22 protein-coding genes are annotated in these 22,371 nt (G+C 37.2%); 7 read left to right on the top strand and 15 right to left on the bottom strand.

What is annotated here, in order from left to right:
- Nucleotides 1-77: 77 nt before the first annotated feature.
- From tatC to PKC21_03285, 3 genes are all read right to left on the bottom strand, one after another.
- Nucleotides 78-824, bottom strand: coding sequence for a twin-arginine translocase subunit TatC (gene tatC / locus PKC21_03295; GenBank protein ID HMR24360.1), 747 nt, complete (start codon nucleotides 822-824; stop codon nucleotides 78-80).
- Nucleotides 821-1,156: a twin-arginine translocase TatA/TatE family subunit gene (locus PKC21_03290; protein ID HMR24359.1), complete on the bottom strand. Its 336-nt coding sequence runs from the start codon at nucleotides 1,154-1,156 to the stop codon at nucleotides 821-823. Before PKC21_03290 ends, tatC begins: the two co-directional genes overlap by 4 nt.
- Nucleotides 1,157-1,285: 129 nt before the next feature.
- Nucleotides 1,286-2,425 (bottom strand): radical SAM protein, encoded by a 1,140-nt coding sequence (locus PKC21_03285; GenBank protein HMR24358.1) that lies wholly within the window; start codon nucleotides 2,423-2,425, stop codon nucleotides 1,286-1,288.
- A 389-nt stretch (nucleotides 2,426-2,814) separates the two neighbouring features.
- Between PKC21_03285 and PKC21_03280 the strand changes: the two genes are divergently transcribed.
- From PKC21_03280 to PKC21_03270, 3 genes are all read left to right on the top strand, one after another.
- Complete coding sequence (locus tag PKC21_03280) at nucleotides 2,815-5,292, top strand: PBP1A family penicillin-binding protein (protein HMR24357.1); 2,478 nt, start codon at nucleotides 2,815-2,817, stop codon at nucleotides 5,290-5,292.
- On the top strand, nucleotides 5,292-7,007 hold the full coding sequence (locus PKC21_03275; protein HMR24356.1) for a SpoIID/LytB domain-containing protein: 1,716 nt from the start codon (nucleotides 5,292-5,294) through the stop codon (nucleotides 7,005-7,007). Before PKC21_03280 ends, PKC21_03275 begins: the two co-directional genes overlap by 1 nt.
- A 100-nt stretch (nucleotides 7,008-7,107) precedes the next feature.
- Nucleotides 7,108-7,638, top strand: a complete 531-nt coding sequence (locus PKC21_03270; protein ID HMR24355.1) for an MXAN_5187 C-terminal domain-containing protein — start codon at nucleotides 7,108-7,110, stop codon at nucleotides 7,636-7,638.
- Here PKC21_03270 and PKC21_03265 read toward each other — a convergent pair whose 3' ends face one another.
- The 12 genes from PKC21_03265 to PKC21_03210 form a co-directional block, all read right to left on the bottom strand.
- On the bottom strand, nucleotides 7,639-7,842 hold the full coding sequence (locus PKC21_03265) for a helix-turn-helix transcriptional regulator (GenBank protein ID HMR24354.1): 204 nt from the start codon (nucleotides 7,840-7,842) through the stop codon (nucleotides 7,639-7,641).
- Nucleotides 7,842-8,432 (bottom strand): hypothetical protein, encoded by a 591-nt coding sequence (locus PKC21_03260; protein ID HMR24353.1) that lies wholly within the window; start codon nucleotides 8,430-8,432, stop codon nucleotides 7,842-7,844. The genes PKC21_03265 and PKC21_03260 overlap by 1 nt, the downstream gene beginning before the upstream one ends.
- A 479-nt stretch (nucleotides 8,433-8,911) precedes the next feature.
- Complete coding sequence (gene atpC, locus PKC21_03255) at nucleotides 8,912-9,313, bottom strand: ATP synthase F1 subunit epsilon (GenBank protein ID HMR24352.1); 402 nt, start codon at nucleotides 9,311-9,313, stop codon at nucleotides 8,912-8,914.
- 5 nt (nucleotides 9,314-9,318) lie between these two features.
- A complete protein-coding gene (gene atpD / locus PKC21_03250; protein ID HMR24351.1) occupies nucleotides 9,319-10,740 on the bottom strand; it encodes a F0F1 ATP synthase subunit beta in 1,422 nt (473 codons plus the stop codon).
- Between the two features lie 333 nt (nucleotides 10,741-11,073).
- A complete protein-coding gene (gene atpG, locus PKC21_03245) occupies nucleotides 11,074-11,943 on the bottom strand; it encodes an ATP synthase F1 subunit gamma (GenBank protein HMR24350.1) in 870 nt (289 codons plus the stop codon).
- A 6-nt stretch (nucleotides 11,944-11,949) separates the two neighbouring features.
- Nucleotides 11,950-13,470 (bottom strand): F0F1 ATP synthase subunit alpha, encoded by a 1,521-nt coding sequence (gene atpA / locus PKC21_03240; protein ID HMR24349.1) that lies wholly within the window; start codon nucleotides 13,468-13,470, stop codon nucleotides 11,950-11,952.
- Nucleotides 13,467-14,021: an ATP synthase F1 subunit delta gene (gene atpH / locus PKC21_03235; GenBank protein HMR24348.1), complete on the bottom strand. Its 555-nt coding sequence runs from the start codon at nucleotides 14,019-14,021 to the stop codon at nucleotides 13,467-13,469. Before atpH ends, atpA begins: the two co-directional genes overlap by 4 nt.
- A complete protein-coding gene (locus tag PKC21_03230; GenBank protein ID HMR24347.1) occupies nucleotides 14,008-14,499 on the bottom strand; it encodes an ATP synthase F0 subunit B in 492 nt (163 codons plus the stop codon). The genes atpH and PKC21_03230 overlap by 14 nt, the downstream gene beginning before the upstream one ends.
- Complete coding sequence (locus PKC21_03225) at nucleotides 14,499-15,059, bottom strand: ATP synthase F0 subunit B (protein ID HMR24346.1); 561 nt, start codon at nucleotides 15,057-15,059, stop codon at nucleotides 14,499-14,501. The genes PKC21_03230 and PKC21_03225 overlap by 1 nt, the downstream gene beginning before the upstream one ends.
- Nucleotides 15,056-15,505 carry a polymer-forming cytoskeletal protein gene (locus tag PKC21_03220; protein HMR24345.1) on the bottom strand — a complete coding sequence of 150 codons (450 nt, stop codon included), beginning with the start codon at nucleotides 15,503-15,505 and terminating at the stop codon, nucleotides 15,056-15,058. Before PKC21_03220 ends, PKC21_03225 begins: the two co-directional genes overlap by 4 nt.
- A 279-nt stretch (nucleotides 15,506-15,784) precedes the next feature.
- On the bottom strand, nucleotides 15,785-17,218 hold the full coding sequence (locus PKC21_03215) for a DUF1552 domain-containing protein (protein HMR24344.1): 1,434 nt from the start codon (nucleotides 17,216-17,218) through the stop codon (nucleotides 15,785-15,787).
- Complete coding sequence (locus PKC21_03210; GenBank protein ID HMR24343.1) at nucleotides 17,215-18,924, bottom strand: DUF1592 domain-containing protein; 1,710 nt, start codon at nucleotides 18,922-18,924, stop codon at nucleotides 17,215-17,217. Before PKC21_03210 ends, PKC21_03215 begins: the two co-directional genes overlap by 4 nt.
- Nucleotides 18,925-19,287: 363 nt before the next feature.
- Here PKC21_03210 and PKC21_03205 point away from each other — a divergent pair, with 363 nt between their 5' ends.
- The 4 genes from PKC21_03205 to PKC21_03190 all read left to right on the top strand — a co-directional run.
- On the top strand, nucleotides 19,288-19,878 hold the full coding sequence (locus PKC21_03205) for a superoxide dismutase (GenBank protein HMR24342.1): 591 nt from the start codon (nucleotides 19,288-19,290) through the stop codon (nucleotides 19,876-19,878).
- Between the two features lie 134 nt (nucleotides 19,879-20,012).
- Nucleotides 20,013-20,903 (top strand): RDD family protein, encoded by an 891-nt coding sequence (locus tag PKC21_03200; protein ID HMR24341.1) that lies wholly within the window; start codon nucleotides 20,013-20,015, stop codon nucleotides 20,901-20,903.
- 61 nt (nucleotides 20,904-20,964) lie between these two features.
- Nucleotides 20,965-21,426, top strand: coding sequence for an RDD family protein (locus tag PKC21_03195; protein HMR24340.1), 462 nt, complete (start codon nucleotides 20,965-20,967; stop codon nucleotides 21,424-21,426).
- 79 nt (nucleotides 21,427-21,505) lie between these two features.
- Nucleotides 21,506-22,371 (top strand): stage II sporulation protein M (locus PKC21_03190; GenBank protein ID HMR24339.1); only part of this gene is annotated, 866 nt, incomplete at its 3' end.

Genomic DNA, 22,371 nt, shown 5'->3' with positions numbered 1-22,371 from the left:
TATTTTGTAAAGCTCACTTTTTATCATCCGCAAATTCTTTATTTTATTAGAACAGATCATAGCTCTTGAAATCTTCTTTACTTACTTTTTGAAGGAAATAACAGCAAACAAACACAACTCATCAAAAGGTAAATAATATACAAAGGCACTGCCATTAAAATCATTGAACTGACATCTGCTGGCGTTAATATTGCCGACAAAATTAAAACTAAAATTAAAGCACCTTTCCAGCTCTTTAATAATTGTTTGGAAGAAATTACACCAATGGCTACCAAAAAAAAGACCAACAAAGGCAATTCAAATGCCACACCAAAACCTAACAATAACATGGATGAAAATTTAAAATAATCTTGCATACGAATATTTTGCTCAACCAATTCACCTGCTGTCTCGCTCAATAAAAACTCAAAACTTTTTGGAAAAACAAACCAATAGCCAAAAATTGCCCCACCAATAAAAAAAAGACTAACTAAAACTATACCAGGATACAAAAATTTTTTTTCTTGTGGATTTAAGGCAGGTAAAACAAAACCTAAAATTTGGTACAGAATAAATGGAAAAGAAAAAAAGACGCCGGACAACACCGCAACTTTAATATAAACCATAAAACCTTCAATTAAACTAATGTTTTGCAAATTGGGTGTAACCCCATATACACTGATATAAGCTTGATCAAAGGGAATGCGCAAATATCTAAATAGTGGTTTTGAAAATAAATATGAAACTATTGTCGCCAACAATAAAAAAATAACGCTTTTGATTAACCGTGATCTTAATTCTGCAAGGTGTTCCAAAAATGTCATTGATGCTTTTTCTTCACTCATATTTTACCCTTTTTACCGGCATCTTTTTTCTCTGAACTCACTTGCTCAACATCATGTTTAATAGAATCAATTTCGTTTTTTACATCGTCCAATACTTGCGTTGAACTGCTGCGCATCTCTTCTATCTGCTGCTTCATTTCTTTAAGTTGCACTTCTCTTTCAATTTGAGCAAACTCTTTTTGTAAAACAGTTTTAACCTCGTGGGTCATTTTTTTAAAATGCTTAAAAACATAAGCTACTTTTCTGGCTATTTCAGGCAACTGTTCCGGTCCATAAAACATTAATGCTAAAATCAGAATACAAAGAACTTCCCACGTCCCTATACCAAACATTGTCCACTACCCTTCAGCTCAATTGAAAATTTTTGATTATTAGACACTCTAATACATTGGAATACCTTAAAAAAAAAGGACACGCAACAAGTTGCGTGCCCTTAAAATTAAGAATATTTCCCCTTGCGTTTACGCACTAATAGACGCTGATCTAGACTTTGTTGTTTTGCGCTTTGTTGAAGAAGCTGTTTTTTTCTTGGCCGTTGACTTTGTTAAAAGCTTTTTTACAGCTTTCTTAGAAGACGTAGATTTTTTTGATGATGTTGTTTTTCTAGCACCAGATGCTGTTTTTCTTTTTCTAGTGGCTTTAACATTGACTTCTTCAATATCATCTTCATCTTTTATAGTCATAAACTTTTCTACTGCCTTACGCAATTTCAAACTTTTTGGGTCTTTTCTTAGCTCAGTTAATAGATCCATTCTCTTATTGGGATCACTTTCATCAAAAAGCATCCCATCTTGAGTCAATAATAGTTGTGGAAATAATTTTGATTTCTGTTGAAATTCTTTACTGACAAACGAAATTTTACCCATTGAGTTCTTAAAAATAAAGGTTGGAACCGGATCTTCATTTTGCAATGGACTGATGGGTGTTAAAATCTGATAAGAATCTATCATCTTCTTTGCTTCAACTATGCCCAATCTATTTTCTCTATCCTTATAAGCATCAGCTTCACTATTGACAGGCAAGTATTCCATAAAACACACATGAATTCTTCTATCCTTAATCAGCCTAGCAAATTGAACTATTTCGTCATTGTTAATGCCATCAAACAAAGTAATATTAATTCTTATATCCGTGAAATTTAATTTCTCTACTTTTTCAATACCGTCCAAAACTCTGTACAAGGAATCACTTCCGGTAATTTTTTGAAATTTTGCAAAATGCATACTATCTAAATTTAAAGTTACTTTACGTAAACCGTACTTTCTCAATGCATCGCCAAAAGCTTTTAAAAAAGTTCCATTGGTAAACAGCCTAACATCTTCTATGGCCTTGTGTGCAAAAGACGATTTTACAAAATTGGCCGCATCTTTTCTTAACAGAGGTTCTCCCCCTTTAATCAAAACCTTGCGTACACCCAAATCACCCATCATTTTTACAATTTTGCTTACATCTGATGGTGTTATTCTTTGTTTATTATGTGTTAAATCCAGGTTCTTCCCAGTTGCCTTGCAGTAAAAACAATTTAAATTGCATGAACCAGTAATTGATAATCTTAAGGTGTCAATAACAGTTGGTGAGGTATTAAAAATACTTGCAGGCATAAACAGCGCACACTCCTTCTCAGTTTTCTATTTTTGAAAATGACATGCAATATTAACTTTCATGTCATTTCTCCTCATGTCATATGCAGAAGTAACCTATTATTACTCAAACCACAACACTCTTTTTGCTGGTCTTTTCATAGAATATAAAAAAATATTTTACAACTATAATTTGGGCTTATGACCAACGATGCGTTGTATAATTGATTTAGAGATTGATTGTCAAGTGAATGATTTTAGGCCCAATAATAAAGGGCTTGAGAGCTATTATTTTTATGGGTAGGTTTAAAATCGCTTTTATGGAGAAAAACTTTATTTATTTAGATACGTCCCTCAACAACAAAACACTGCATAAAAAAAATAATCTTCAATAAAAAATCCAGATTAAAATGTATAATTCTGATATAAACGCCCATGTGATTTCAGAATATTACAAACAACTTTCATTAAAAATTAAGATCCCTCTTTTTATCATTGCCATATCATTCAGCATTAGCTTACTCTTTTTAAGTTATATTTCTTGGAACCTTCCTTCAGTAAAATCTTTAAAAAATTATCAACCCTTTGTTGGTTCAGAAGTTTTTACTAGGGATAACGTTAAAATAGGTGAGTTTTACAGCCAACGTCGTGTTTTTCTTCCCCTTGAAAACATCAATAAAAATGTAATTGATGCTTTTTTAGCGGGTGAAGATGCAAATTTCTACAGTCATTCAGGTATATCATTTATGGGCATTATGCGTGCCGCTATTAAAAACTTTGTAGCTGGAAGCTACAAGCAAGGTGGCAGTACCATTACCCAACAGGTGGCTAAAATTTTACTCCTTTCCTCCGAAAAAAAATTGATCAGAAAGTTAAGAGAAGTTTTATTGGCTTTTAAAATTGAGCGTAGCTTAGAAAAAGATGAAATTTTAGAAATCTATCTTAATGAAATTTATCTTGGTGACAGTGCCTATGGGATTGAAGCTGCAGCGCAAACCTATTTTGGAAAAAATTCCTCAGAACTCAGCCTTGGGCAAATTGCTATGATTGCTGGCTTAACAAGGGCCCCCAGCAGAGATAACCCCAGAAAAAGTCTAGAAAATGCCCAGAACAAAAAAAATTATATCTTAGCTAGAATGCATGATGAAGGTTACATTGATAAAAATACTCTGCAGTTAGCACTCAATGAACCTTTACAACTTGAATCAGCTTTGGATTTAAATTTAAGATATGCCCCCTATTTTGTTGAACATGTTCGTAGAGAAGTTATGGCAAAGTATGGTGCTGATGAAGTTCTCAAAAAAGGTTTAAAAATTTATACCACCATTCATTCTAAAGCTGCTATTGCTGCGCATGAAGCCATTAAAAAAAGTGTTATACAAATAGACAAACACCAAGGTTACCGTGGGCCTATTGCAAATATTCCTGAACAAGCTCTAGAAGATACTTTAAAAAAGATAGAAGAAGACAACCCCTCACAACTTAGCAATGAACATGTATATCAAGCCATAGTTACAGATGTAGATGATAAGAAAAAATTGGTTACCATAGATTTGGCGTTTACCCAAGGGACTATTGCCTTAGAAAATATGAGCTGGGCCAGAAAACCCAATGAAAATGTTTATTGGGCCTATCAGAAGATTAACACTCCTTCTAGAGCACTTAAAAAAAATGATCACATTTATGTTCAGTGGCTTAATGAACAAAACTTTGCGCTTTATCAAAAACCAGAAGTTCAAGCTGCTTTGATTGCCGTTAATCCATTCAATGGCATGATAGAAGCCATGGTTGGCGGCAATGATTTTGAACGCAGTGAATTTAATCGTGCCATTCAAGCAAAGCGTCAGCCCGGATCAGCCTTTAAACCTATTGTATTTTCAGCAGCTTTGGAAAAAGGTTATACGCCTGGATCCATTATTGTTGACTCGCCTATTGTTTATGATGACCCAGCACTGATGACCATTTGGAAACCCAAAAACTATGCGGGTGAGTTTCATGGCAACACTATTTTTAGAGATTGCTTGATTCAATCGCGCAACATACCCAGTATAAAAATTTTACAAGATGTAGGCGTCCCTTATCTAAGCAACTTTGCCAAAAGAATGGGCATTAACACTCCTCTAGAAAGCAATTTATCTTTGGCGCTTGGCGCTTCAGCAATTAGCCCCTTAGAACTTGTCACTGCTTACAGCGTTTTTGCTTCAGGTGGTCAGAAATTAAAACCAACCCAAAGCATTATCAAAGTTATCAATGCTCAAGGAGACGTTTTAGAGCAAAATTTTCCAGATGAAATCCTAACACAAGAGATACCATACCCTGACCCCTATCTTAATAATCCTATTGATCCAGAACCTTATCAACAAGCCTTCAATTCTATCCTAGAAGAAGACACTGAACTGCCTGAAAGCTATGCACTGGCTCCACAACATGCCTATATTATGACCCATCTACTTAAAGAAGTTATCAGTGTTGGTACAGGAGCCAGAGCACGTGACATCAACAGACCTGCTGCAGGAAAAACCGGAACAACCAATGACAACCATGATGCTTGGTTTGTCGGCTTTACACCACAAATGGTTAGCGCCGTTTGGTTTGGTTATGATGATTCTTCTTTAAGTTTAGGTGTACTTGAAGACGGCGGAAGAATTGCAAGCCCAGTATGGCTGGATTTTATGAAAAATGCTCTGGATGGCAGCCCTAGCATAGAGTTTAGAAAGCCTGAAGGTTTAGTTTACGTGGAGATTGATAGCAAAACAGGTTTACTTGCATCTCAAGACAGCAAAAAAACTGTTAGAGAGTATTTTGTTGAAGGCACACAGCCTCAAAACAGTATTCAAGAAGATCAACAACAAAGTACATCATCACAAGATTTTTTCATGGATGAATAATGTTCAAGCTGAATTTGCGAAAAAGCTTTTTTCTTATTTTATCCAGTGTTTATTTTCTCAATAGCTGCGTTCATATTCAACAAAAACCTATCCTCATTAATCTTGAAGAAAACAGCTTTCATGATGAGCAAAAACTCCACGATTTGTACCAAAGTTTTTGGTTTCCACCTTTGTTTGATGATGCACCTCTTAATGTTGGGATCTTAACTCAAAAAAGTACAATTGAGTTTAAAACATTACAAAACAGCAAGTTTCTTATTTTAAACAACAACAAACCTTATATGATTCAGGCCCCAAAAAACACCCATTGGATCGTGGACTCACCACAAACCGTTAGACCTGCTTTAATTCGTTATTACCCAAGCGTTGCGACACACTCTCTATTTCATTTCACAAAAGCACATACAATGCAGCAAACCCTTACTGTCTGGCAACAAAGAGGATTTCCTAATGCGCGTTGGGTTAATCAAAACAATTCAAAATCTAAAACAAATGAACAAAGTACAAAACACATCTTAAGTTTAGGGCAATACTCAAGTTACGATACAGCAAAAAATATATGTTTTTTGGTTAGAAAAAAATTTAGCGATAGTCATTGCAGCATTGTTCAGAGAACAGATATCCCTGCTATTGGTAAGGCAAGAATACGTACTGCTAGCAATAATTTTAGTACATATTTTGATGGTATGGTTAGCATTGACGTAAACCCAGACAATCCCATAAAAGTTCTAAATACCGACATCAATACTACTGTGAAAGCCAGTGATCACCAAGATCAGGCTTATGATGGTCACTTTTATATTATTAGCAACAACCAATCCAAATTAGACCTTGTACAAAAAACAACCCTAGGCAATTATCTTAAGCATGTTGTTCCTGCTGAAATCTTTCCTAACGCCCCACTTGAGGCATTAAAAGCACAAAGTATTATAGCAAGAACCTATACCTTAAAACACTTTGAACCTTTAACAGGTCAATCTCCATATACCATTTGTGGAGATACCCGCTGTCAAGTCTACAGAGGCTATGAGTTTGAATATTCTAAAAGCAACCAGGCCATTGAACAGACCAACTCAATGTTTTTAATGTATGAAGATGATTTTGCCGAAACTTTTTATCATAGTATGTGTGGTGGACACACTGAGGATAAAATAAATGTTTGGGGCAATCCTTTAGTTCCCTATTTAAGTGGTGTTAGCGATAAAATCATTGATGATCAATCCCTTGATTTACATCTTTATGCCAATACCAAATCACTCCTTGAACAAAACAATAAACATTTATTTTACTGTGGCCACACTCCTTACAGCCCAGATAAAAACTGGTCATGGCAACAAAGCTTTAGCTCTGATGAAATCATGAAAAAACTCAACACAAAAAATACTATTCGCTATTTAGATATTGCTGCTAGAGGAAGCTCAGGACGCGTAATAAAACTTAATATTATTTACACCAATGGTCAAAATCATTCCTTACAAGGCGAACTCAATATCCGAAGATTCTTCTCTGGTTTAAAGTCTTCTCTGTTTACGATAACTCGTTATTGGAAAAACGGCCAAGCGCATTATCTTTTTTCTGGACGTGGCTATGGTCACGGCGTAGGCATGTGTCAAACCGGGGCTATTGGAAGAGCTGAACATGGACAAAACTATCAAACTATTTTACAAGCTTATTACCCAGGTACAAAACTGTTTACATTAAACTCAAAAAAGTAAACCTCATTTTTTTGATAAACTCTCTATATTATATACATCTTTCATAAGCTGCTTGGGGAAACTTTTAAAATTGTTTTGTTTTTGTTAAAATGTAGATGTTGTGGCAAATTCTGGTGAAACTCTGGAAAATCGATTTAATAAGCTTAATTTAGAGATGATCTATTTAACACAAAGCTTTGAGCGCTTTTTTAGCGGCAAAGATACTATTCCCCCAGTTATTAAGCTTAAACAATACAAAACAAAAATTAAAGCATTGACCCAGGAAAAATACAAAGACAATGCTCTTAAATTTAAAGTGAACAATTTATATCAAAAGTTCTTAGCCTATGAAGCCAATTGGAATAAAAAACTGTACCTAAAGGAAGTTGGACTGACCGATAATGGTAAAAAACTTAGTTCTAAGCCTAATAAGTCCTATTTAAGGAAATCACGAGAGGATCAGCTTTATAAGGATTTTTTAGCCAGCCAAAAAAAGGTCTCCGGCAAAGCCATTGAAAAAGAGAAGTTTATAGCTCATATTAAGGCCCAGAAAAAAAAGCTGGAAAAGCAAAACAATGTTAATGATATCTGGTTTAAAATCATCATTAAAGATGGCAAAACCACTGTCAAAGCCTACCGAGAAAACGCTTGATTATTCAATATAATCTAAAATATCCCCCGGTTTACAGTCTAAGACTTCACATATTTTTTCTAAGGTAGAAAAACGTATGGCCTTGGCTTTACCGGTCTTTAAAATAGATAGGTTTTGAATACTGATTCCTACCTTTTCAGACAGCTCATTCAAAGACATTTTCTTAATGGCCATCTGCACATCTAAATTGACTTGAATTGGCATTAGATCACCAGTGCGTTTTCATTTTCTAAAGCGTCTAATTTAGCTTTTTCTTCTATATAAAGAAAAATGATATCTCTTGTAATCATTGTAACACCAAGTAAAAAAATTGCCGCAAACATATTAAAATGTACAAAATCATAAATAGAAAACAGATTTGAAAAAGAATGCACCAGCTTTTCTCCATTTTTTGGACTAATATGATTTGAGTTTATGAATGGGTTTATAACAACAAGATCATATATTTTAAAAATCACATGCAAGAAGATGATCATTTTTAACCAAAATATTATCTTTTTTATTAAACCATAACCATTTTCTAAACTAGGTTGGTTTTTTTTATACTTTATTAATAAATCATACAATCCATTGAATATTTTTCTATGATATAAAAACATAACAGACATCAATACACCGATAAGAGGTAAAGTTAGATAAAAAACAATCTCAGGCAATACACTGTAATCAAAACCTCTACCAGCTATAAGATTCACATCTGTATAGGGCCCCTTCATCAGAGAGAAAAACATCATTAAGCCAAATGCAGCTGCACACAAACCAAAAAGTGCAGATATTGCGCCACTGATAATCATAGAAAACCTTAAGAAGTATTTCCAAAAAGTAAAAACGGGTTCTTGAACATATATATTTTTCATAGAGTATCAATAATCATAAAAAAAATGAAAGTCAACCATTTTTTATTGAAAAACATTAAAAAATTAATCTTTATGCATAAAATTATATCTAAGCTGCAAACTATGTTTAAAAAGTGAAGGCCTTGAGGGCGCAAGCCCGATCAGCCGAACGTTTAAGCATGGTTTGTTATATACTGTGTGATATCTTAAATATAAAAAAGGGACACGCACAAGTGCATGTCCCCCTTCTCGTTTCTTTTTTAATGTATGCAAGTCTTACAATTTTAATAGCGCTTGTAGCCAATCGCGTTCTTGATATAGCCCTTCACGCTCTTCTGGCCTTTTGAGGGAAAATCGCTTTTCCCTCACCAACAAAAAACGTCGTTTTTGTTGGCTCACCCTTTGCGCAGAACTTTATATAAAATAAAGTTCCAGGCTCAAAGTTTCAACAACGCTTGTAGCCAATCGCGTTCTTGATATAGCCCTTCACGCTCTTCTATGCCCACTTTTTCTGAAACCAGCTTGGCTTCTACTTCTTTGAGTTCTGCTTGCACTTGCTCAACATTCACGTCTTTTTTAAATTTAGCGTCATCAGCCAGCAAACGAATGTGATTTTGGTTCACTTGCAAAAAGCCAGCTTTAACTGCAACTTTATGAATTTGGCCTGCATGTTGGTACTGGACCAAACCAGTTAGAAGTGTACTTAAAAGCTCTGTATGACTTTCTAACACTTCCAGCTCACCTTTGTGTCCAGGAATACTCACTTTCACGCAACGAGTATTCACCAAGCTCTTAGCCGGTGTTACAATTTCAAGCGCTATTGCTTCTTCATGTGCCATAGATCTTATGCAGCCTCTTCTTGTGCGAGCTCTTTAGCTCTAGCCAAAACGTCTTCAATGGTTCCTTGCAAGTAAAATGCTTGCTCAGGAATATCATCGTATTGACCAGCAACAATTTCTTTAAAGCCTTTGATGGTGTCTGCTAGCTTTACATATTTACCTTTAGCACCGGTAAACTGCTCAGCAACAAAGAAAGGTTGTGATAAGAACCGCTGAACTTTGCGCGCGCGTGCTACCAATAACTTATCTTCTTCCGACAATTCATCCATACCCAAAATAGCAATGATGTCTTGTAAGTCTTTGTAGCGTTGCAATACTTTTTGTACGCTCATGGCCACTTCATAATGCTCAAGACCAACCACTTGTGGGTCCAAAATTCTTGAAGTTGAATCCAATGGATCCACTGCCGGATAAATACCTAACTCAGCAATTTGTCTAGACAACACGGTGGTTGCATCTAAGTGTGAGAAGGTTGTTGCAGGCGCTGGATCTGTTAAGTCATCTGCTGGTACATAAATCGCTTGCACTGAGGTAATAGAACCATTCTTTGTTGTAGTAATCCGCTCTTGTAAAGACCCCAAGTCTGTTGCCAAGGTTGGCTGATACCCCACCGCTGATGGAATACGACCCAACAAAGCTGATACTTCTGAGTTGGCTTGAGTGAAACGGAAAATATTATCAATAAACAACAATACGTCCTGACCTTCTTCATCTCTAAAGTACTCTGCCACGGTCAATGCTGTTAAACCCACACGGGCTCTTGCTCCAGGAGGCTCATTCATTTGTCCGTAAACCAGAGAAGTTTTTTCCAAAACACCAGACTCTTTCATCTCTAACCATAAATCATTGCCTTCACGGGTTCTTTCACCCACGCCACCAAACACAGAATAACCACCATGCTGAGTTGCAATGTTATTGATCAACTCCATAATCAAAACGGTTTTACCCACGCCGGCACCACCAAACAAACCAATTTTACCTCCTCTAGAGTATGGAGCTAAAAGGTCTACAACTTTAATCCCTGTTTCAAAGGCTTCAACACTGGTGTCTTGCTCTTCATAGGTTGGGGCAGGTCTGTGAATGGGTAAAGTTTTATCTGTTTTAATTTCACCTGCAGCATCAATAGGCTGACCAATCACGTTTAAAATTCTTCCCAAAGTTTCTTTACCCACAGGTACTGAAATGGGTGCGCCAGTATTTTTAACTTCCATACCACGGACCAAACCTTCCGTTGAATCCATGGCAATGGTTCTTACCGTACCTTCACCAATATGTTGCGCGACTTCCAAAACCAAGTTATCTGAATTATCATCAATTCCCGGATTGGTAGTTGTTAGGGCTGTTTGTACTTGTGGCATATGTCCTTTTGGGAACTCCACATCCACAACAGCGCCAATCACCTGTTTGATTTTTCCGTTTTCTTTCACTTTTTCAGCCATTGTTTTTTCTCCTTAAGAGGGAATCTCTCCCCCCTTCTTTGGCGAAAACGCGGTTTCCGCCAAATTCATCCCACCCGGGTCGGAGTCGGCACAAGGCCTCTCCTCCTAACCATCTGAGTTATTTACTTAAACAAGAAGTTTGGAACTATGTTGTCCGTATGGCGACATACCTTTCTTAGGTGTGTAACACCTTAGAAAGCGTTGCACCCTTTGGGTGTTTTTGGCTGGCTTTGCCAGCCAACTGTTTGAAGCCAGTAGGATCAACATATTCCAAGCTTTTCTTTATTATTTAATTACTAAAATTAAACCCTTTTTCTCCTTTTATCCTAAAGCTTCCGCACCACTAATAATCTCTACTAATTCTCTAGTAATATTAGCTTGTCTTACTCTGTTCATGGTTAAGGTTAAGTCATCAATCATTTCACCAGCATTTCTGGTTGCTGAATCCATAGCAGCCATTCTGGCCCCAAACTCACTGGCCAAAGAATGCAAACAGGGGCGATACACTCTTACATCCAAGGCTCTTGGAATAAGACTTTCTAATATTTTTTCTTTACCTGGCTCAAACAAATAAGGTTTTTCGGCTTGCTCTTTGTCTTCTTTAACCTCTTTGTTTTTTTGAGTTGCAACCAAAGGTAAAACCGTTTCCACTCTGATTTCTTGATTCATGATGGAAATAAACTCATTGTATATAAAAACAATTTCATCAAACGATTTATCAATATACAATTGTGCTAGTTCTTTACTCAGTTCTTGGGCTGACTTTACGTCAAAATTTTCCCAAAAACTTGCATTGCTTTTATATATTCTATTTTTATATTTTCTTTTAAAAAAGCTATCGGCTTTTCTACCAAAAGTATAAAGCTTAACGCTTTCATCTTTTAATAGTTCTAGTGCTTTTTTAAATGAACTTGAGTTGAATGAACCGCATAAACCACGATCAGATGAAAACACCAGTACCAACTTTTGCTTAACTTCTCTTTTATTAAACAAAGGATGTTTTTTTAAGCTTTCATCAGCTGATAAATCAGCAAAAAGATCATTAATCACCTTGCTGTAAGGATTTGATTTTTCTGCTGCTTCTTGCGCCTTACGCAAACGAGCAGCTGCCACCATTTTCATAGCTTTGGTAATCTTTTGCGTTGATTTAACGCTTTTAATGCGTTTTCTTAAATCTCTAACAGATGCCATAACTGTTTACTTTTTCACCTCAGGTTTAAATCTATCTTTAAACGCATTCAAGGTTTTTTCAATGGATGCTTTAGCTTCATCACTTAAAGCTTTTTCTTCTCTGAGTAAACGCAAGGTTTCAGGTTGTTCATCTCTGGCAAAAGCAATCAATTCTTTTTCATACTGTGGTAAAGCCCACAGCTCATAACCATCAACATAACCGTTAATGGCAGCATAGATCACTAAAACCTGCTCTTCAACTGGATATGGCGCATACTGACCTTGCTTTAACATTTCAACCAAGCGCGCACCTCTGGCCAATTGTCTTTGTGTAGATGCATCCAAATCTGAACTAAACTGAGCAAAAGCAGCCAACTCACGGTACTGTGCTAGTTCTAGCCTTAAAGTACCTGCCACTTTTTTCATGGCTTTAATTTGTGCGTTACCACCTACACGTGACACGGATAAACCTACGTTGATTGCAGGTCTAACACCTGAATAAAACAAGTCTGATTCAAGATAAATTTGTCCGTCCGTAATAGAAATTACGTTGGTGGGCACATAAGCAGATACATCCCCGGCTTGGGTTTCAATGATTGGAAGGGCTGTTAGTGAACCACCTCCCAAGTCATCATGCATTTTTGCAGCTCTTTCTAAAAGTCTTGAGTGCACATAAAAAACATCCCCTGGATAAGCTTCACGCCCCGGAGGTCTTCTTAACAACAAAGACAATTGTCTATAGGCAACAGCATGCTTTGAAAGATCATCATAAATGATCAATGCGTGTTGACCGTTGTCTCTAAAGTACTCACCCATGGCCACACCAGCGTATGGTGCTAAAAATTGTAGTGGCGCTGAATCAGATGCGTTAGCACAGACCACCGCAGTGTATTCCATAGCGCCTTCTTTTTCTAACTTATCCACCACTTGCGCAACAGTTGATTGCTTTTGACCAATAGCAACATAAATACATTTAACATCTTGGCCTTTTTGATTGATGATGGTGTCAATGGCTACCGCGGTTTTACCGGTTTGGCGGTCACCAATAATCAATTCTCTTTGGCCTCTACCAATGGGAACCATAGAGTCAATGGCTTTAAGCCCAGTTTGCATAGGCTCAGTCACTGGCTGACGGCTAACAATACCAGGCGCTTTGACTTCTGCTCTTCTGGTTTCACTGGTTTTTAAATCACCTTTACCATCAATGGGTTGGCCCAAAGCATTCAATACTCTTCCTAAAACCTCTGGTCCAACTGGAACTTCAGTAATTTTACCGGTTCTTTCAACAGTATCACCTTCACGTACATGCGTGTCATCCCCTAAAATAGCGGCCCCCACATTGTGCTCTTCCAAGTTTAAAGCCAAACCATAAACACCATTTGAAAAAGACAATAATTCACCGGCCATGGCTTTTTCTAAACCGTGAATTCTTGCAATACCATCTCCCACTGAGAGAACTGTTCCAGTTTCAGAAACAGATACGCGTTTGTCGTAGTCTCTAACATGTGATTTTATAACTTGAGAAATTTCTTCCACACGAATACTCATGATTTCATCTCCTTTTGTAGGCTATTGAGTTTGCCTTTGATTGATGCATCGTAAATAACTCCATCTACTTCTGCCTTTAAACCGCCAATAAGCTCAGGATTTACCTGAACTTTTAACAAAATATCTTTGCCTAATTTTTTTGACAAAGCATACAATACTCTTCCTTTTTGATCATCGCTTAAATCAAATGCACTGGTGATATTAACGGATACTTTTTGCTCTTGTCTTAAAATAGCATTGCGGTAAGACTCAACCACACCAGCGTATAAATCAAAATGACCTTGGTCCACCAACACACAGAGAAAACGATAAAACGCATCATCTAAGGTCATTTTTTTCTGAATGTCTTTTAAAACTTCATGCTTTTCAGCAGCTTCAAAAGCTGGGCTTGCTAAAAAATTTTCCAGTTCACTAGATGCTTCTAACAGTTGCGAAAAATCACTAAAATTTTTATCCGCAACATCAATCAGTTTTTTATCACCCATCTCTAGCAAAGATTCAAACAGCGCTATCCCATAACGTTGAGCAAAGCTGGCTCTATTGTCTGCCATGATTTGATCTCTCCATTTCTTGAACAAAACCTTCTACAAAAAAGTCTTGATCATCTTGTGTCACTTTTTCTTTTAATGTTTTTTCTGCTTGCGTTAAGGCTTGAGCTAAGACATCATTTTGCAAAGACTTTTTAGCTTTTTCTAACTCTTGTTCTGCCAAAGCTTTGGCCTGAGCAACAATTTTTTCTGCATTTTTATGTGCTCGTTTTTCCATATTTGCTTTAAATTGTTCACCCTTGGCTTTTGCTGCAGAAATTATTTTCTCAACTTCCTTATCCAAAACAGATAGTTTCTGTTGATAATCATCAAACATTTTTTGAGTTTCTTCTCTTAAAGCTTCAGCTTCCTCAATATTTTTCTTCCAAGCATCATGTTTTTCATTGAGCATTTCTTTAACTGGCTTTTTACTCAACATCACCAAGCCAACCATTAAAACAGCAAAGTTAACAACCACTGAAATCACCGCAAAGTATTCCATTAGCTCACCGCCTTACGCATTGCTTTTTTTAAAATTCCATCTTTACGCTCAGTACGAATAAACTTACCCACAATCTCTTCAGACAAACGAGGAATCTCTTTATTCAATCCAACACGTGCTTTTTGCGCTTGCTGAGCTATTTTTTCTTTTTCTTGTTCCAAACTTTCTTTTGCTGTTTGACGGGCTTTAAAAATAATCCCTTTTTCTAACTCTTCCCCTTCTAATAAAAGTGCATCACGCTCGATAGCTGCTTTTAACCGAGCTTCCTCAATACTCTGGGTATATTGCTCTAACAAACGATCCGATTCTAAACGCATTTGTTCAACTTTATTACGCTTACCTGTGGTTGCTTCTTCACGCTCTTGAAAAATTTTAATATAAGGTGCAAATAAAAAGTTTTTTAATATAAAATAAAAAGCAAAAAACAAAACCCCTTGAAATACTAAACCATGCGGAGCATCCAAACCCATCAAACCCCACAGATTAATTTTTTCTAGCAGTTTTGCAAATAGCAAAAATAACGCTAATAAAGCTATTATATGCCTATTTTCCTTGATCACGCATGCACCTCATCATCTTGACTGAGTTGGTTCTTACTTCTTTCTGCTAAACCGTTGGGCTCACCTTTTGACATTGTCATTTTTCCATCAAAAATAGCCCCGTCTTCCACAACAACACTGCTGGCAAAAATATTACCTTTGACATGTGCTGTTGACTGTAACTCAACTCTGGTTTTAGCCACAATATCACCCTCAACATGGCCAGATATTGTAACAATATCAACATTGATATTGGCAATGACTTTTCCTGTAGGACCTACTACCAAATGGGCTGGCGCAAAAACTTCACCTTTAAACAAACCATCAATACGCACAACACCTTCAAAGCTCAATTTACCTTCAAATTCACTGCCTTGATCTAAAATTGCATTGAATCCACCACTTGAGAGTCCTGCTCCATTGTTGGCGTTTACTGTTGATTTGCTGTCATTTCTTAATAATCCCATGGCTTGCTCTCCAGGCTATATTCCCCCAACATCAAAGTTTAGGTGCCTCATACGAATATAGTGGCCACATGTCAAGAAAGAATAGCGTTAGTAGAACAAAAAAGTTTATTGAATAATTTTAGATACTTAAAAGCAAAAATTATCTCTAAAATCAGCTTCAATTGACCCTTAAAACAGGTGTAAAATTCTAGCTGTTCGAGGCCAAAAATGTCTTTGGAATAATTTATCTGAATTGATCAAAAATTTCTAATCACGGTGCAACCAACAAGAGCCCGTGCCTTAGGTCATTAATTCTGTAATGGCATCTCTTGAATCCTGATTAAGACCACCTTCTATGAAATTTTCATTGATCCCCATAACTTGCAGAGCCGTTAATAAGGCTCTACCTGCATTTTGCTGACTATCCGTATTTGGAGCTCTGTAATGATAATTGGTTTTTAATCGACCCGCAGCTTTACCGGCCATAAGCAAAGGAACTCCGGGGTTGGCACTGTGATCGGCCCCAACCATAAATTCTGATGCCAACAGGATACAGCCTTGATCCAATAAATTTCCACTGCCATGCGGCGTATTTCTTAGCTCGGTCAAAAGATCTGCAAAGCGTGCCATATTAAATTCTGTAATTCTGTTGATCAATATCTCTGGAGCAATCCCGCTTCTATTGGCGCCATCATCAGCAATACCATCATGGGTTATTTTATGAAAGCCATCCACTGCACCCGTTTCTGTAATCACTGGATTCCCTTGCATCCCACAAAACATATAGTTGATCGACTTGGTTAAATCACAGGCCAAAGCATGCGCAATTAACTTACTCATGACAATATTTTTTTCATACAATGCTTCCACATTTTGATTGTTAGGCTCATAATCTGAACTTGGCTTTGAAGGCAGTGTACAGCTGGCTTTTTCATAATTTTCAAGTGCTCTTTGGGTTTCAAATAAACCTTCAAGATGTGCATTCATACGCTGCTTATCGGAACTTCCAACTTTACTGATTAAGGCTTTTGCGCTTTCAAAAATGGCATCCAAAGCCTTTAACTCTGCTTTTACATTTGAAGAAGGTGTTCCACCGCCTGGTGGTGGATTGGGTGGCGTAAAACCGCTGAACAAACGTTCATATAAAGCCCTGGGTGAATATTCTGGAATTTGTACCTTAAAATTTTTCTTCCAACTCAGTGAATGGCCTCGACTTAATGTTGTATAAGCATATGAAACTTTTGAAAGAGCTAAAACCAATGAATGGTAGGGTGAAACCAAGCCTTGGGCTGCAAGCGCATCTCCAATGTATTGGTCAATGCTCGCACGATCACTGCCCAATTTTTGATACGCATCCGGATAGTCTTTTTGATAATGTTGGCCTGAGAAAACAGCTGCCCTACATTCATGATGTCCCCCACCATTTTTTAAAAATACTCTCATATTGCTTAAAACATTGAGATAGTCTTTATGGGCCGCCAATGGCATCATGTTGGGTGACAAGTTCCAATTAGAACCTGAACCACTGGGCGTCCAATTATCCACACCTCCACGACTGGCATAGTTACCTACACCATTTCCAAATGAGTAAAGTAAAAAATAAGGTGATGAGGCTTGTGCAGCATAAGCCACAGATGAACCCATGGCCTCTAAGAGCGGCAAACCCACAAAATAACTGGTCCCGGCAAAAACACCTTTCAACATTTCTCTTCGACTAATTTTTTTAAGTTTCATACATTACTCCCAGCTGACATCTGCCAAAAACCCTTATTGAGCGCTAATTTTTTTAGCCAGCGAACAATGTTAAGTGAATCATCTCTAACCAGCTCGTCATAGATTGATTGTAACTCATTGCCGTTCAAACGTCTTCCCAATATATTCTCTGAAAGGTTCTTCACCACGCATTGTGAAAACTCTACGCTGTAGGCCACTTGTCGGGCAAAATCCTTGCTATCCGCAAATGACATACCCAAAAGGCTCCCCTGTGTATTAATAGGTAAATTTAATGTTGTGCCGTTGTATGTAACGGCTTCTGTTTCTCGATGAACCCCCAATGCATCAAACTCTTCTAGTGTAAAGCCTGAAGGATCCATTAAATCATGACAACCGGAACAATTTGGGTCAGTAGCATGCCGTGCAAATTTATCTCTTTTGGTTTCATGGCCAACTGGATCTGGAACAACCGTATCAAAGTTGGGAGGGGGCAGTGGAATAGTTTGGCATAAGACTCTCTCAATAATATACATACCTCTTAAGGTTGGTGTTGTGCTTGCTGGATGCGACTGCATGGCCAAAAAACCTGGTGAAGAAAAAAAACCACTTCTTGGACTATTGCTTGGAAAGTTCATCCATACCATTTCATGGGTTCCTGGATCAGGCAAATCATAAATTTTGGCAAGTTCAGAGTTTACAAAACTGCCTTGTGCGTAAAAAAATTGTCTTAAATCGCCATCTTCTTTAAAAATAGTTGCATCCAGCATCAAATAAATTTCTTCTTTCATTGAGTTTTTTAATGCTTCAGAAAAGTCAGGAAAAGCACCTGCATCCTTTCCTACATTAGAAATATTTTCAATGGATAACCAATCATCAAAAAACGCCAGTACCGCTTGCCGGGCAGATTCATCGTTTAATATGTTTTCTGCTAAGCGATTAACCTGAATCAATAAACCTTGGTCTGTTGTTAATTCGCCTCTTGCCGCTGCTGCAAGCAATTCTTGATCGGGGACTGTTCCGGTAAACATCAAAGCCAACTGCCTTGCTTTAGAAAAATCATCCAATTCATGCTGATCGTTACTTCTGGGAACAACGTACAAAAACTCTGCGCTTTGCAATAAGGCAATCATCCCCCAGCGGATACCTTCATTGATATCATAGCCTGATTCTTTATAAGCTTCATCAACCACATTTAAAATCTCAACCAATATCGGGTCAGACACTTCTACTTTTCTTGACCAGGCTTGAGTTGCCTTTTTTTGAAAAAAATTCACCACACAGCTGTCGTTGGCATGGCCAGGCCTACACCCTAAAGCATTATAAATTTTATTGCCGGTATTTAAGCCTAATTCAACGGCCTCTTTGGCCAACACTCTATAGCGCTCAAAATCTAAACTTGTAGCTGTAACCGAAGTTGCCGCAACTCCTGGCATTTTAAATGCTCCACTGCTTGTTCCATCTAAAGGCAATTCACCAGATGGTGTCCAATCGTTGATTTCCAATAAATCCTGCATGGAGGTCAGCAACTGTTTTTGCGTTAAGCGCTTCATTGAATGTGAAGGCCCGGAAAATTCTAACAGTGTATTGATTGTACCGTCAGCATCAGCAATGATGTTATTTTTTAAGCATGAAGATAAAAAAAAACTCAAAACAAGCAGAGAAAAAACAATTTGAAATAAGGAAACAACTCTTTTTATTGCATTTAATATGAATTGTTTTAATGCCATGCTAGTCAGAAATTAACGCAATTTTCACGCCAAGACTGATAAACACACCACACATTTTTAACTTATTGAAAGAACTCAATATATTTGTTTTTTGCAACAAAAAGTTTACCTTCTCAAGGGAACTTTATTTACTTTCCAATAAAATTTTCATAGCTAGGTCCCTTTGGGACTGGTCTTGGATCATTTTCACAACAGGCAAACACTATTTTCAATTTGCAATTATTCATGAATGGAGTATCTTTACTCGCAATGGGAAAAAAACTTATCTTTCCCTATAAACGCTTTGCAAACAGAGCAATGATACTAAATTATAACTAAATATATCGGAAATTAACTTAAATATAGACAACATAGAAGGAGAAAATCATGTTTTCACTACCTAACTTACCCTACACTAAGGATGCTCTTGCCCCACACGTATCCAAAGAAACTTTAGAGTTTCATCATGGCAAACATCATGCTGGATACATTGACAAACTTAACGCAGCCATTGAAGGCACCGATTATGCCTCAAAAAGCTTGGAAGATATTGTTATTGCTAGCCGTGAAAAGAACGATATGGGTGTCTTCAACAATGCTGCCCAACACTGGAATCACAGCTTTTACTGGAACTCTTTAACGGATAATTCATCATTTGACAGTGCTTCAAGCCTTGGCCAAGCCATTGAAAAAAAATGGGGCAGCCTTGATGCGTTTAAAGAAGCCTTTAATGCTAAAGCTACCGGTAATTTTGGTTCTGGCTGGACCTGGTTGGTTAAAACTGCTTCTGGAGATTTAGACATTGTTAACACCAGCAATGCAGAAAATACCTTAGGCACAGATAACACAGCCCTTTTAACCTGTGATGTTTGGGAGCATGCTTATTACATTGATCACCGTAATGCTCGCCCAGCGTATCTTAAAGGTTTTTGGGAAATCGTAAACTGGGATTTTGCGCAAAAAAACTTTGCTTAACTTAAACCGTCTTGCCCTCTGAATAATCATTATTGTTGAGAGGGCATCTTTTTCTGCGCTTCAACAAAAACTCCCTTTTAAAACAATAACTTTTTCATAGCCTTAACAGGTATGTTGTTTTACAATACACTACTATGGCCGACACTAACTCTTTAACACATGACAACCATGCTTCTCATGTTCAATTTATTGAAGGCGCTCAAATACAAGCTTTACCTGCCCCTATTTTTAAACGTGCTCTTGCTTACTGTTGCGATATCGGCATGGTCAGTGTTTTACTTTACGGTTTATATTTTGCGCTGATCTTTATTTTTGCCATTGGTTTTGGTGTGTTTGCTGCTACTGGTCTTTTTGAAAGCCTTAAAGTTTGGGCAGAAACCAGTTTAGAAAGTGGCAACCTAGGTCAAATGATCCTTTTGTTTATTTTGGGTTTTTTATTTCTCTTGCTTATCTATGCCGTGCTGATTGGGCCTTTTCATGCTTACTTTATTTACTATGAATACAAACAACAATCTACCCCCGGCAAAAGAGTTTTTGGCTTACGTGTTATCGCTTTGGATAGACCCAACTTAAGTATGAAAGATGTTATTCTACGTGAAATGATGCGCCACTTTGAAGCCAGTCTGATTTTACCAGGATTAATTTCAATGCTGGCCACAAAAAAATCACAACGTTTGGGGGATTTGATGACTGGTACCATGGTGGTTCATACTCCAAAAGACGAACGTAAAAGTGATTACCTGTATTTAGATGAAGATTCTTTTAGATCACTCAACGATCAACTAACTCCAACACAAGTGCTTGAGCCGGTTCATTGTAAAGCATTTCTTAAGCAAGTCTTTCCCGTATTTGTTTCCAAGCTCGCTGATGAAAGTCAAGCCCTAGAAACCCTTGCTAGAGCAGAAAGCATTTATACCCAGTACTACCAAGCCAATCAAACCCTTGATTTAACGGGAATCGCAGCCAAAGAAAATTTTTTACGTTTTCACGCCCAACGTTGCTTTGATTATGTGAACAAGCTATAGTTTTGACTTATAGGTCGCTTTTGACCAAGATTAATAATCCTATCAAAAGAAAGTAGGTACAATGTCTTTTATCCCTAAAAATAACGGCGCCAGCAGGCGTTTTGCGGCAGCAATTGTCGACAACGTAATTACCACTGTTTTAACCGTCCCCATAGGCATTGTTGCGGGTATTGTTATTGCACTTTTTAATCTGCAAAGCTTGGGTGAATCTGTTGTTACCTTAATCACTTATATTTTAACCTATGGTATCTTAATCTTTTATTTTGGCTGGTTTTACAAAAACAAAGGCGGTACACCAGGCAAACTTTTAATGAAACTGCAAGTGATTAACTTAGAAAGTGGCGGCCGTATTGGTTATGGCAGAACCTTTTTAAGAGAAATTGTTGGTAAGTTTTTAGCTGCTATCATCTTGGGCATAGGCTTTTTTATGATCATCTTTAGAAAAGATCGTCGTGGTTTACATGACCTGATTGCCAATACGCAAGTGGTGTACACCGGTCCTGAAGCTGAAAAAGGCATTTAAATAATCTTTTTTCTTTATGTTGTCGTCTTCCATTAAGCAGCATCAAAACTATCCGCTTTTTTGGCGGACGGCAACGGACATGCAAAAAGTTCTGCAAACTCCTCCTTTATCATTAGAAGACACAAAACATTTATGTCAACTTCATGATCAATTAACCGTGTACATCCATCAATTACGCCGTGACTTTTCCGGCCCTGATCTACAGGACTTTGAAGACACTTACTTTCAACTCAGTCAGCATATGATGAGTTTTCAAAGCAACGCTAACCTTAAACAATCTTATTTTAGATACCGTTACAATGCGCTTTGGAAAAAACACTTTGATTTATTTATTTTAAGCTTACAACTGTTTGCTCTGGCATTTTGTGTCGGTTTATTTATGGGTTGGCACAAACCAGAATATGCCCAGTTGTTTCTTTCTCAAGGTATGGCAGAAAGAATCATGAATCACCAAGATTGGTTTGATAATTTACGTCAAGCTCCATTAAGTGGAGGCTTTGCCATTGCTTGGAACAACATACAAGTGTGTATCAATGTATTTTTAATGAGCGCTTTGCTTGCCATTGGTGGCATTGTACTTCTTATATACAATGGTTTTCATGTAGGTTTTATTATAGCGTTTTGTGCCCGTTATGGTTTTGTTGAAGCTTTAATTCAATTCATTACCACACACGGTATTCTTGAATTAACTTTAATCGTTGCCAGCAGTTTTTCTGGATTAATCATGGGCAGTGAGTTTTTTAAACGCAATCAAAAACAAACTTTTTCAGCTAGATTCAAACAAAGCAGTAAAGATGGCTTTACTATTTTATTAGGCATTTTACCTTGGATTGCTCTGGCCGCTGTCTTTGAAGCTTTTGCCTCGCCGTTTAATTATTTAAGCATGCCACAAAAAATTTTTATCGGTTGCTTTATTACGGTTTGCTTTTGGTTCTATACCTTTTG

This window comes from Oligoflexia bacterium (assembly GCA_035326705.1).
Taxonomy (GTDB): domain Bacteria; phylum Bdellovibrionota_G; class JALEGL01; order JALEGL01; family JALEGL01; genus JALEGL01.
This window is presented reverse-complemented; position numbering and strand designations above follow the sequence as displayed.